General features: G+C 70.4%; 11 protein-coding genes, 1 tRNA gene and 1 pseudogene. 8 read left to right on the top strand and 5 right to left on the bottom strand.

Features of this window, described 5'->3' with window-relative positions; genetic code table 11:
* Positions 1 to 12: 12 nt before the first annotated feature.
* The 3 genes from QZL85_RS14095 to der are packed head-to-tail and all read left to right on the top strand — an operon-like array spanning position 13 to position 3363.
* On the top strand, positions 13 to 1131 hold the full coding sequence (locus QZL85_RS14095) for a prephenate dehydrogenase (RefSeq protein ID WP_295577885.1): 1119 nt from the start codon (positions 13 to 15) through the stop codon (positions 1129 to 1131).
* Positions 1124 to 1825: a (d)CMP kinase gene (gene cmk / locus QZL85_RS14100; protein WP_295577887.1), complete on the top strand. Its 702-nt coding sequence runs from the start codon at positions 1124 to 1126 to the stop codon at positions 1823 to 1825. Before QZL85_RS14095 ends, cmk begins: the two co-directional genes overlap by 8 nt.
* Positions 1822 to 3363, top strand: coding sequence for a ribosome biogenesis GTPase Der (gene der, locus QZL85_RS14105; RefSeq protein ID WP_295577889.1), 1542 nt, complete (start codon positions 1822 to 1824; stop codon positions 3361 to 3363). Before cmk ends, der begins: the two co-directional genes overlap by 4 nt.
* A 6-nt stretch (positions 3364 to 3369) precedes the next feature.
* On the opposite strand, the gene QZL85_RS14110 is transcribed toward der, so the two are convergent.
* Together QZL85_RS14110 and QZL85_RS14115 are read right to left on the bottom strand one after the other, a co-directional pair.
* Positions 3370 to 4098, bottom strand: coding sequence for an anaerobic ribonucleoside-triphosphate reductase activating protein (locus QZL85_RS14110; protein ID WP_295577891.1), 729 nt, complete (start codon positions 4096 to 4098; stop codon positions 3370 to 3372).
* Positions 4071 to 5948, bottom strand: coding sequence for a ribonucleoside triphosphate reductase (locus QZL85_RS14115; RefSeq protein ID WP_295577893.1), 1878 nt, complete (start codon positions 5946 to 5948; stop codon positions 4071 to 4073). Before QZL85_RS14115 ends, QZL85_RS14110 begins: the two co-directional genes overlap by 28 nt.
* Positions 5949 to 6081: 133 nt before the next feature.
* Here QZL85_RS14115 and QZL85_RS14120 point away from each other — a divergent pair, with 133 nt between their 5' ends.
* Both QZL85_RS14120 and QZL85_RS14125 read left to right on the top strand, forming a co-directional pair.
* The gene (locus QZL85_RS14120) at positions 6082 to 6978 is read left to right on the top strand and encodes an NUDIX domain-containing protein (RefSeq protein WP_295577896.1); all 897 of its coding nucleotides are present in this window, start codon (positions 6082 to 6084) and stop codon (positions 6976 to 6978) included.
* 32 nt (positions 6979 to 7010) lie between these two features.
* The gene (locus QZL85_RS14125) at positions 7011 to 7379 is read left to right on the top strand and encodes a DUF2809 domain-containing protein (protein ID WP_295577898.1); all 369 of its coding nucleotides are present in this window, start codon (positions 7011 to 7013) and stop codon (positions 7377 to 7379) included.
* Between the two features lie 6 nt (positions 7380 to 7385).
* On the opposite strand, the gene QZL85_RS14130 is transcribed toward QZL85_RS14125, so the two are convergent.
* The 3 genes from QZL85_RS14130 to QZL85_RS14140 all read right to left on the bottom strand — a co-directional run bounded on the left by QZL85_RS14130 (position 7386) and on the right by QZL85_RS14140 (position 9101).
* The gene (locus QZL85_RS14130; RefSeq protein WP_295577900.1) at positions 7386 to 7754 is read right to left on the bottom strand and encodes an RNA-binding S4 domain-containing protein; all 369 of its coding nucleotides are present in this window, start codon (positions 7752 to 7754) and stop codon (positions 7386 to 7388) included.
* Positions 7754 to 8449 carry a lysoplasmalogenase gene (locus tag QZL85_RS14135; protein ID WP_295577902.1) on the bottom strand — a complete coding sequence of 232 codons (696 nt, stop codon included), beginning with the start codon at positions 8447 to 8449 and terminating at the stop codon, positions 7754 to 7756. The genes QZL85_RS14130 and QZL85_RS14135 overlap by 1 nt, the downstream gene beginning before the upstream one ends.
* Positions 8450 to 8516: 67 nt before the next feature.
* Positions 8517 to 9101 (bottom strand): GNAT family N-acetyltransferase, encoded by a 585-nt coding sequence (locus QZL85_RS14140; RefSeq protein WP_295577903.1) that lies wholly within the window; start codon positions 9099 to 9101, stop codon positions 8517 to 8519.
* Positions 9102 to 9214: 113 nt separating this feature from the next.
* Here QZL85_RS14140 and QZL85_RS14145 point away from each other — a divergent pair.
* The 3 genes and pseudogenes from QZL85_RS14145 to QZL85_RS14155 form a co-directional block, all read left to right on the top strand.
* Positions 9215 to 9288: transfer RNA gene (locus QZL85_RS14145), tRNA-Pro, on the top strand.
* Between the two features lie 176 nt (positions 9289 to 9464).
* The gene (locus QZL85_RS14150) at positions 9465 to 10253 is read left to right on the top strand and encodes a hypothetical protein (protein ID WP_295577905.1); all 789 of its coding nucleotides are present in this window, start codon (positions 9465 to 9467) and stop codon (positions 10251 to 10253) included.
* A gap of 456 nt (positions 10254 to 10709) precedes the next feature.
* Positions 10710 to 11994: pseudogene (locus QZL85_RS14155) on the top strand (hypothetical protein); the annotation flags it as partial.

The following is an 11994-nucleotide window of genomic DNA, read 5'->3' on the forward strand; positions in this document are numbered from 1 at the left end:
CCGGAGAACCCCGTGACCGATTCCACCAGCGTTCCCGCGCGCGCCGCGCGCGTGAGCGGATTGGTGCGCATCGTCGGCGCCGGCCTGCTCGGATCGAGCATCGGCCACGCCCTGCGTGCGCTCGGGATCGACGTCGCACTCGCCGACGCGTCGCCCGCACAGCTGCGGCTCGCGATCGACTACGGCGCGGGCCGCGCCGCGCGCGAGGACGACCGCCCCGTGCTCATCGTGGTCGCCGTGCCGCCGGATGTCACCGCCGACGTCATCGAGCGCGAGCTCACCTACCACCCCGAGGCCGTCGTCACCGATGTCGCGAGCGTCAAGCTCGACCCGCTGCACACGCTGCGCGCGCGCGGCGTCGACCTCACCCACTACATCGGCTCGCACCCGATGGCCGGGCGCGAGCGCGGGGGAGCGATCTCCGCCCGCGCCGACATCTTCGTCGGCCGACCGTGGGTCGTCTGCCGCGACGAGGAGACTCCCGCGTCCGACCTCGCCCTCGTCGAAGGCCTCGCGCTCGACCTCGGTGCCACGCCCATCGAGATGACGCCGGAAGAGCACGACGCGGCCGTCGCGCTCGTCTCCCACGTGCCCCAGCTCGTCGCGAGCCTCCTCGCCGGCCGGTTCGTCGACGCCCCGGACGGCTCGATGCGCCTCGCCGGTCAGGGCGTGCGCGACACGACCCGCATCGCCGCCTCGGCGCCCGAGCTCTGGGTCCAGATCCTCGGTGCGAACGCGCGCCCCGTCGTCGACGTCCTCGACGCCCTCGCCGACGACCTGCGCGGCGTCGCCGATGCACTCCGCGACCCGGAGACGCCCGGCGCGCGGCGCGCCGTCGCCGACACGATCCGCCGCGGGAACGACGGCGTCGAGCGCCTCCCCGGCAAGCACGGTCAGAACCGCCGGTTCGAGACCGTCGTGGTCATGGTCGACGACACCCCCGGCCAGCTCGGCCGCCTCTTCGGCGAGCTGGGTGAACTGCAGGTCAACGTCGAGGATCTCCGCCTCGAGCACTCCCCGGGTGCCCAGTTCGGTCTCGCCGAGATCAGCGTCGTCCCGGGCGCCGTCCGTCAGGCCGTGGACGGCCTGCAGGCGCGCGGATGGAAGATTGCGAGCACCACCAATGACTGACCCCACGACCGACGCCGACCGCGAGCCGGTCACCGTCGCGATCGACGGCCCCGCCGGGAGCGGCAAATCCAGCGTCTCGAAGGAGGTGGCCCGCCGCCTCGGGTACGGCTACCTCGACACCGGCGCCGCCTACCGGGCCCTCGCCTGGCACGTGCTCGAGCACGGTGCGGACACATCCGACGCCGTCGCGGTCCTCGAGGCGTCCGGCGACTTCGAGTACGCCATCTCGCTCGATCCGGACGCGTACTGGGTGCGGGTCGGCGCGCGCGACGTCACCGACGCCATCCGGGACCCGCGCATCTCCGAGGCCGTCAGCGGCGTGGCCCGCGTGCCGGTGATCCGGGAGACCGTCAACGGCATCTTCCGTGGTCTCGTCGCCGACTCCGGCCTCCCCGGCGTCATCGTCGAGGGCCGCGACATCACGACCGTCGTCGCGCCGGACGCGCCCGTGCGCATCCTGCTGACGGCGGCGCCCGAGGTGCGCGCCGCACGGCGCAGCGCCGAACTCACGTCGCACGACGCCGCGGCGGTCGCCGCGGCGCTGCACAAGCGCGACGCATCAGACTCGAAGGTCGTGGACTTCCTCACGGCGGCGCCCGGCGTCACCGTCGTGGACTCCACGGACCTCGACTTCACACAGACAGTGGACGCCGTTCTCGACGTCGTCCGGGCAGGGACGGGGGACCAGCGATGAGCGACCAGCGATCGCAGCACGACGGCGACGAGTACGAGGCCGGTCCTGACCGGCTCGAGGAGAAGCTCGCCAATCTCGACGAGGAGCTCGCCGACCAGCGGGCGGCGGCGCTGCGCGCCTCCCTCGCCGACTACGACCTGGATGACGAGGATGCCGAGCTCCTCGGCGGCTTCACCGCCGGCGGCGAGGTCGTCCAGGTGCTGCCCGCCCTTCCCGTCGTCGCGATCGTCGGACGGCCGAACGTGGGCAAGTCCGCGCTCGTGAACCGCATCCTCGGTCGTCGCGAGGCCGTCGTCGAAGACACCCCGGGTGTCACGCGCGACCGCGTGACGTACAAGGCCGAGTGGATGGACCGCAAGTTCACGATCGTCGACACCGGCGGCTGGGAGCCCGACGCGCGCGGCATCGACCGCTCCGTCGCCGCGCAGGCCGAGATCGCCATCGACCTCTGCGACGTCGTGCTGTTCGTCGTCGACGCGATGGTCGGTGCGACCTCCACCGACGAGCAGGTCGTCCGGCTTCTCCGCAAGAGCGGCAAGCCCGTCTTCCTCGTCGCCAACAAGATCGACGACCAGCGCCACGAGCCCGAAGCCGCGGCGCTCTGGAACCTCGGTCTGGGGGAGCCGCACCCCGTCTCCGCCATCCACGGCCGCGGTGTCGCCGACCTCCTCGACGAGATGATGAAGGTGCTGCCGAGCGTCTCGGCCGTCGCCAAGAACGAGCTCGGCGGTCCGCGCCGCGTCGCGATCCTCGGCCGCCCGAACGTCGGAAAGTCGTCGCTGCTGAACAAGGCCGCCGGCGAAGAGCGCGTCGTCGTCAACGACCTGGCCGGCACGACCCGCGACCCGGTCGACGAGATCGTCGAGCTGGGCGGCAAGCTGTGGCGCCTCGTCGACACCGCCGGCATCCGCCGTCGTGTGCACCTGCAGCAGGGCGCCGACTTCTACGCGTCGCTGCGCACCTCCGCGGCGCTCGAGAAGGCCGAGGTCGCCGTCGTCGTCCTCGACATCACCGAGCAGGTCAGCGAGCAGGACGTCCGCATCATCGACCTCGTGCTCGAGTCGGGCCGTGCGCTCGTCCTGGCGTTCAACAAGTGGGATCGCCTGAACGACGACGACATGGAGAACATCGACCGGCGCCGATACCTCGAGCGGGAGATCGAGCAGGATCTCGCGCACGTGGCCTGGGCGCCGCGCGTGAACCTCTCCGCCCGCACGGGCCGCCACCTCGACAAGCTCGTCCCGGCGCTGGAGACCGCGCTCGAGTCGTGGGATCAGCGCATCCCGACCGGCAAGTTCAACGCCTTCCTCGCCGAGCTCATCGCAGAGCACCCGCACCCGCTCCGCGGCGGCAAGCAGCCCCGCATCCTGTTCGGCACGCAGGCGTCCACGCGCCCGCCGACGTTCGTGCTCTTCACGACCGGGTTCCTCGACCCGGGCTACCGCCGGTTCATCCAGCGGCGGCTGCGCGAGATCTTCGGGTTCCAGGGGAGCCCGATCGTCGTCAACATGCGCGTCCGCGAGAAGCGCCAGCGCTGACCGGCGTCACCGCACGGTGAGCGTGCGGAACCGTTCCGTCGGGAGGCGGTCGAGCGCGAGCGCGCCGACCGCCTCTTCCGTACGGGGGAGCGGATTCCGGGTGCCGACGTCACGGAACCGCTGGACGGCCCACGACTCGACGCCCGCATCGGCGAGCCGGCAGCCGAGCGCGCGCACGCCCTCGTCGTCGATCGAGGCGGGGTGCACCGTCGTCCGCACCTCCACCTCGAGCGGGCGCGCCGAGCCGGCGCGCAGCAGGCGTTCGCCGAGGACGATGTCGAGCGACCGCCACGCGTGCGGGCCGCTCGGCGCACGGCCGGTGACCGCTTCGTAGTCCTCGGGGGCAGCCTTGATGTCGAGCCCGATCCAGTCGACGTAGGGGAGCGCCGCGGCCAGCAGTCCGGGGTACGGCCCCGCGCTGTGCAGGCCGACGCGGAACCCGAGGGCGCGGACGACCTTCATCGCCGGGATGAGTGCGCGCTGCATCGTGGGTTCGCCGCCGCTGAAGACGACGGCATCGAGCAGGCTGATCCGCTCGCACAGCAGATCGGTGACGTCGCTCCACGTGTACGGCGTCTCGGCGCGCGGGTCGATGAGGCCCGGGTTGTGGCAGTAGAAGCAGTCCCACGGGCACCCCTGCAGGAACAGCGTCGTCGTCAGCATCCCGGGCCAGTCCACCGTCGAGAACGCGGTGAGGCCCGCGATCCTCAGCTCGTGTGCGCCATGGGTGTGCACGATGTCTCCTCCGCCGCCGTGTTCGCCGCGGTCGCCGGGTCGACGAAGTAGCGGCGCTCCTCAGCCTCGCCCTTCTTGCCGATGTTGAACGACGCGATGGGCCGGAAGTAACCCATCACGCGGGTCCACACTTCGCAGGTCGCGCCGCATTCGGGGCACACCGGGTGCTCGCCGGAGCGGTAGCCGTGCTCGGGGCAGATCGAGAACGTCGGCGTGACGGTGATGTAGGGCAGTCGGAACCGCTCCAGCGACCGCCGCACGAGCTCGCGGCATGCGCTCACGGAGGGGAGTGCCTCGCCGAGGTAGAGGTGGAGCACGGTTCCGCCGGTGTACTTCTGCTGCAGCGGCTCCTGCATCGCCATCGCGAGGAACGGGTCGGCCGTATAGCCGACCGGCAGCTGCGACGAGTTCGTGTAGTACGGGTTCCTATCCGTGCCCGCGTGGCGGATGCCGTCGAACCGCGCGATGTCCTCCTTCGCGAATCGGTACGTGGCGCCCTCGGCGGGGCTCGCCTCGAGGTTGTACATGTGCCCGGTCTCCTCCTGGAACTGCACCATGCGGGCGCGGACGCGGTCGAGCAGCCGCGTGGCGAGGGCCGTGCCCGCATCCGTCGTGATGTCGTCGGCATCCCGTGTGAGGTTCCGCACGTACTCGTTGACGCCGTTGACGCCGATCGTCGAGAAGTGGTTGTCGAGCGTGCCGAGGTAGCGCTTCGTGTAGGGGAAGAGTCCGGCGTCCAGGTGCTGCCCGATCACGGCGCGCTTGGCCTCCAGGCTGTCGCGGGCGATGAGCAGGAGCTCGTCGAGCCGCGTGAGGGCGGCATCCTCGTCGCCGGAGTGCACGAAGCCGAGCCGTGCGCAGTTGACGGTCACGACGCCGATGGAGCCGGTCTGCTCGGCGGAGCCGAAGAGCCCGTTGCCGCGCTTGAGGAGCTCGGTGAGGTCGAGCTGGAGGCGGCAGCACATCGAGCGGATCATGTGCGGGTCGAGGTCGGAGTTCACGAAGTTCTGGAAGTAGGGGAGCCCGTACTTCGCGGTCATCGCGAACAGCGCCTCGACGTTCGGGCCCTCCCAGTCGAAGTCGCGCGTGATGTTGTACGTGGGGATCGGGAAGGTGAACGCGCGCCCGTCCGCGTCGCCCGTCGTGAGCACCTCGATGAAGGCGCGGTTGATGAGCGCCATCTCGGGGGCGAGGTCACCGTACGCGAAGTCGCTCACCTCGCCGCCGATGAGCGGACGCTGGTCGCGCAGGTCGTCGGGGCAGACCCAGTCGAACGTGAGGTTCGTGAAGGGGGTCTGCGTACCCCAGCGGGACGGGATGTTGAGGTTGAAGACGAACTCCTGCAGCGCCTGGTGCACCGCGTCGTAGTCGAGGCCGTCGCGCCGCACGAAGGGAGCGAGGTAGGTGTCGAACGAGCTGAACGCCTGCGCGCCGGCCCACTCGTTCTGCAGGGTGCCGAGGAAGTTGACGAGCTGACCGAGGGCGCTCGAGAAGTGCCGCGGAGGCGCCGAGGCGATCTTCCCGGGGACGCCGTTGAACCCCTGCTCGAGCACCATCCGCAGCGACCAGCCCGCGCAGTAGCCCGCGAAGACGTCGAGATCGTGGATGTGGACGTCGCCGTCCCGGTGCGCCGCACCGGCGGCCGGCTCGTACACCTCGTCGAGCCAGTAGTTCGCGACGAGCTTGCCCGCCGAGTTCAGGATCATGCCGCCCAGGGAGTAGCCCTGGTTGGCGTTGGCGTTGACGCGCCAGTCCGAGCGGGCGAGGTACTCGTCGATCGTCTCGGCGACGGACACGGCACGGGGCATGGGAGTTTCCTTTCGGGAACGGTGGGTGTTGTCTGACCACAATATGTGGGGGTGAAGTCGCGCAGGAAGTCCAGATGTGGCGTGTCGCGAATGTGGACCGACCACATCGGCGTGTCATGTGTCACCCTGCGACGTGTGCCGGGCTGCGTCCGGCCGGGTGTGACAGGCTGGGTCGGTGACCATCCAGCCGCCCGCCCCCGGTGAGCCGCGCCGCCCCCTGGGCCCGCGTAACCCCGGCGACGCGTGGGTCGTGGCGGACGACGGCGCCCGGTACTGGGGACGGTTCGGCGCGTCGGGGCTGCTCGCGGTCGATGCCGTTCGCGGCGTCCTGCTGCAGCACCGGGTGTCGTGGAGTCATCACGGCGACACGTGGGCGCTTCCGGGCGGTGCTCGGCACGAGGGGGAGTCGGCGAGCGACGGCGCGCTGCGCGAGTCGGCGGAGGAGGCCGGTGTGCCGGCATCCGCCGTGCGGCCGCGGCTGCTCAGCGTGCTCGACCTCGACGTCTGGTCGTACGCGACCCTCGTCGCGGACGTGACCACGCCGTTCGAGCCGGTCATCAGCGACCCGGAGAGTCACGAACTCGCCTGGGTGCCCGTGGAGGCCGTCGACGACTACCCGCTGCACCCCGGTTTCGCGGACTCCTGGCCGCTGCTGCGCTCGCTGCTGCCCCTGCGTCCCGCCGTCGTCGTCGACGCCGCGAACGTCGTCGGGTCGGTGCCGGACGGCTGGTGGCGCGATCGCGCGGGTGCCGCCGCACGCCTGCTCGGCGATGTCGCCGCGCTCGCCGCACGAGGGGTGGATGCCGCCGGTCTCGGCCTCCCCGCCGACACGTGGTTCCCCGAGTTCCATGTCGTCCTCGAGGGCGCCGCGCGGGCCGCGGCGGACGTCGCAGGCATCGAACTCGTGCGGGCGCCGGGACACGGTGACGACGCGATCGTCGACGCTGTTCGCGCACTCGCGTCGGCAGGTCACGCTGTGACCGTCGTGACGAGCGATTGCGCGCTGGGGGAGCGGGCCGTCGCGCAGGGCGGAGCCGTGCAGCCCGTGTCGTGGCTGCGCGACCGGCTGTGACGACGCGGCGCGCGACGGCGGTTCGTCGCGTCGTGGCCGCGGTCCTGATCGTCGTCGCGGTCGCGGCCGGGCTGTTCGTCCACGGTGCCCTGCCGGACACCGCCGCGACCGATATCGCGGGCGACGCGCTCTACGTCGTCGTGGTGTGGGGGCTCGTCGTGATGCTCGCACCGCGCCTGCCGGCGCCCGCCGTGGCGGGCATCGTGCTGGTGTGGTGCATCGCCGTCGAGCTCTTCCAGCTCACCGGGCTGCCCGAGGAGTGGGGAGCGGCCTTTCCGCCCGTCATGCTGGTGCTCGGCACCGTCTTCGACCCGCGCGATCTGCTGATCTACGCCGCCGCGACGGCGGTGCTCCTCGTGGCCGACCTCGCAGTGTCGCGGACGGTCACGCGCTCGCGCTGATCCGCGTCACTCCCGGCCCTGCAGGCGGTCGATCTCGCGCCGCTCCCGCTTCGTGGGTCGTCCGGCGCCACGGTCGCGGACCGCGAGCATCGCGGTGGGTTCGCGGGCGGGCGTCTTGTCCTCCGCGGCGACGGCCGCCAGGGGCGCCCCGACCCGCTTCGTCAGCAGCTGCCGGACGACGAGGATGCGGTCGAACCCGGCGATCCGGATCCGCAGTTCGTCGCCGATCCGGACGGGTTGGGCGGCCTTCGCCTTCTCGCCGTTGACCCGCACATGGCCGGCGCGGCATGCCGTCGTCGCTGCCGAGCGGGTCTTGTAGACGCGGACGGCCCACAACAAGGAATCGACGCGAACTGTGGACACGGCATCCATCATCACCGATGACGGAGCAGCCGCACGATTCCGAGCGCGAGGAGGCCCTGGCCGATCGTGTAGGTGATCATGATCCACGGGCCGGCAAGGGGTTCCGAGACGCCGTCGAGGAACAGGCGCATGGCGAGGATCGAATCGGATGCGAGGAAGAACGCGCCGCCGACCGCGGTGAGGGTGCTTCCGCGGGTGGATGCCGCGGCGGTGCCGCCCAGCACGAGCCCGTACACGGCGACCGCGATCGCGAGAGCACCGAGGCTCGGCCAGAGCAGGAGCATCATGCCCGCCCACCAGGCCGCGTAGACGAGAGACCACAGCGCGAACGGGCGACGCGCGACCGGGCGGAGGAACAGCCCGATGTACAGCAGGTGCGCGATGCCGAAGCAGAGCAGCATGGCCGGCAGCTCGTCACCGAGGAAGGGGAAGAAGACCGCCGCACCGTCGCCGAGCCAGGAGAACGCGATCGCGGCGAGCAGGAGGGCTGCGGCCGTGGACCGGAGGGCCCCGCGCAGCGCCCACACGACCGCGAGCGCCAGCACCGGCATGAGAGTGAGCTTGGTCGGGTACACGAGCGCTTCGAGGTCGAACGTCAGCGCGACCACGTGCACGAGGGAGACCGCGGCGTAGAGCGCGAAACCCCACCACCGCGTGTCGTCGCGGGGGCGGGAGGGCGCGGGCGATCCGGCGCGGGTGTGCGTCACGGTGCTCCTTCGGACCGGTGCCGGCCGCCTCGGGCAGCGACCGCGCTCCATCGTAGAGGCTGGCGGGTCAGCGCTCCGCGAGCGAGAGCGACACGATCGGCCGATTCGGCTTCGGGCGTGCCACTTCGCGGAAGCCGGCGGCCAGGAAGGTGGAGAGCGAGCCATGGTAGAGATCGTTCGTCGTCGCCTTCTGGACGGCGGTGTCGAGGGGATACGCCTCGATCACGCGCGCGCCGTTCGCGCGCGCGTGACCCAGGGCCGCCTCCAACAGTGCCGCGCTGAGCCCCTGCCCGCGGTGCTCGCGCCGGACGACGAAGCAGCTGACGGCCCACGCGGTCTCGTCCTCGAACGGGGTGGGCGAGGCCGCGAAGGCGCGCGTGCGCGCGAGGCGCGGCTGCGAGGTGCGCGGCGCGACCTTGACCCACCCGGCGGGCTCGCCGTCGACGTAGCCGATGAGCCCCGGCGCGAGCGGCCCTTCAGCCTGCGTGCGCAGCATGTCGTGGCGTTCGTCGCGGGTGGTCGCGTTGAACTGCGACGCGGACAGCATCCACCACTGGCACCAGCACGACGCGCCGTCTCCACCGCCGGTGAGCGCCTGCTCGACGTCGGCGAACCGATCGGGCGACGCGGGGACGATCGTGATCTCGGCCATTCCCCGACGCTAGCCTCGGGCGCCGACACGCGGAAGATCGCGCTCGCGTCTCGGTTCGCGGGGGCGAGGGCGAGCGGGTAGGATGGGGGAGTTGTCCGCGCGCGGACGACGTCCGGGATGTGGCGCAGCTTGGTAGCGCACTTGACTGGGGGTCAAGGGGTCGCAGGTTCAAATCCTGTCATCCCGACGGACACGGAAACAGAACGGGCCGGAAACTTCTCGAGGTTTCCGGCCCTTCTGCATGTCCCCGGATCACCGTCCCCTCGCAGCGGCGACGAGCCGCACGGGTTCGCATCACGGGCCGCAGGTTACGGTGTGTAGATCGGGTCAACGGAGCTCCCGGCAAGCCAGAAAGGCATCACGTTGAGAACATCCCGCATCCTGGCCGTCGCCACCTGCGCCGCCCTGCTTGCCGTCGGCCTTCCCGCCGCCGCGAACGCCGCCACCTCGGTGCACGAAGGTGACTTCACCGTCCGGGAGGGCACGACGTACGTGGGTGACCTGAGGGTGAACGGCGACGTCGTCGTGGCCGCGGGCGCAACAGTGTCCGGGAATCTGATCGTGACCGGTGACGTGACGCTGAGGGGCGGGTCCGTCGTCACCCAGACCGTCGTGGTCACAGACGGCACGATCACCGTCGCCCGCGCGACCGTCATCAAGAACGTCCGTCAGACAGGCGCTGGAGGCCTCGCCATCTACCAGGGCAGCGATGTCCGCGGCGACGTTTCAGAGCAGGGCGATGGAAACCTTTCGGTCAACGGTGATGTCGGGGGCGCGATTGCCGAAGCCGGCGACGGGGCCCTCAACGTGCGTGGAACCGTGGACGAGAGCGCGAAGGAGCAGGGTTCCGGCAACGTCTTGGTTCTCGGTACGGTCCGCGGCCGCGTGGCTGAGTATGACGGTGGGTATGTCGTCGTCGAGACCGACGCGAAAGCCGGGGTCACCGGAACCACCGGGGACGTCCTCGAGCACGACCTCGGCGCTCTCATCGTGCGCGGTCACGTGAACGGAACCGCCCGTGAGCTCGGGGGCGGCAGCATCACCGTTGGCAGGACCGCTGTCATCACCGGCAACGTCGTCGAGTCGGAAGACGGCGATGTGCTCGTTGTGACCGGTGCGAAGATCGCCGGCAAAGTCGTCACGACGCCCTGACCACACTCGTCCCGATGGCGTCCCCGTGATCGCCGCTTCGGGACCGATCCGATCGATCGGGTCGAGAACGGAAAATTGTGAGCAGGCGCGTAGCAATCGTGGTCGGCCTGATCACATTCGTGGTCGTCGGAGCGCTCGTCCTCTTGTACTCACTTGGGATGCTCGGCAACGCGCCAGTGTCATGAACGGCTCTGAGCACATGCCGGAAGCAGCCTAGCCGGCCCCTTTCGTCGTCGAGCCGCGGATCCTCGACCGGCAGCAACCGGCATCCATGCTGCCCGGCCAGGGCCGACGGTCCGTCCCCCTCAGCGTGGGACAGCACACATGGCGATGTATCTGGCCCTCGCCGTCCTCGCTCCTTCCTGTCATTGAAGACTGTGCGAGTTCGCCGGGATCCGCGAGATCCCTCCTGAGGTCACATCAGAGTCGATTGCCCACAACGAGAGGCCGACGGCCATGGTCGAGCAACTGAACCCCTTCGACGACTTGCACGCCCTCGGGCAGATCGAGTCGGCGAACCAGAAGTCGACCTTCGTGATGCAGGGCGACGGCAACCTTGTGCTCTACCGGGGAGGCAAGGCGCGCTGGGCGAGCGGCACCGCCGGCCGCTCGGTGACGCAGGCCGTCATGCAGGGCGACGGCAACTTCGTCCTCTACGGCCCTGGCGGCGCATACGTCTGGGATACCGGCACCGACGGCCATCCGGGGGCGTCTCTCTTCGTGCAGGACGACGGCAACGTGGTGATCTACGACCCTGCCGGCGTTCCGCTCTGGGCCTCGAACACGAGCATCACGATGCGATCTGTTTCGGGCTTCCTCCCCAGCACGTCGGCGTTCCACTTCGCCAACGCGTTCCCCGCCGTCCCGCATGGAACGATCACTCTGCTGGGCAACGCGATCCCCATCGGCGACGCATCGCAGGGGCTGTGCGGGGGGATGGCGTTCGCGGCACGCGACTACTTCGAAGCGGGGGTTCCGATTCCGCGGATGACGGCGCCGCCGACATCCGGACCGGTCTTCGATCACATCGTCATGCGGCTCTACGAAAGCTTCAACCTGCTGCTGCCGCCCCCGCCTCCGCCGGCGCCGCCGATCGTCCCGATCCTCACCCCGATCCCTCCGTTCGGACCGGGCCCCCTGACGTACTGGTGGCTGATGGACCCGGCTCTGCCCGACCACGAGACGGTGGCGAGCAACATCAACCTGGCTCCTCGCGGTCGCGCCTGGGTCACGATCGTGGACTCGTGGCCGCAGATCCGTGCCGACATCGAGGGCAATCGCCTCTCGCCGATCGCGCTCATCGAGGTCAAGTCGCACGACCCCCTGCAGATGGGCAAGAACCACCAGGTGCTGGCATACGGCTACGAGTTGGATGGCTCCGACCTGGCGATCCGGGTCTACGATCCGAACTTCCCGGACGATGACGGCGTCACGCTGTCACTCGACATCTCGGATCCGCAGCACACCACGCCGATCACGCACTCCGGCGGCACGACCGTGTTCTGCTTCTTCCACCAGGTCTACACACCTCCGCTGCGTCCCGTGCCGAGTCCGCCGCCACCTCCGCCCGCGCCCGTCGAGGAGACGCCGCAGGAAGAGCTCTCCTACGATCCATCGGGTTCGGTCGTCGTGCTGCCACGCGGACGCGACATCGCCCTGGTGCGGCAGACGCCGGGGTGGGGGTCGATCCCCGTCGGGTTCGGCAACGGCGACGGGTCCTGGAATGTCACCAACGGAGCCG

The sequence above is a fragment of the uncultured Microbacterium sp. genome (assembly GCF_900078385.1).
GTDB lineage: Bacteria > Actinomycetota > Actinomycetes > Actinomycetales > Microbacteriaceae > Microbacterium.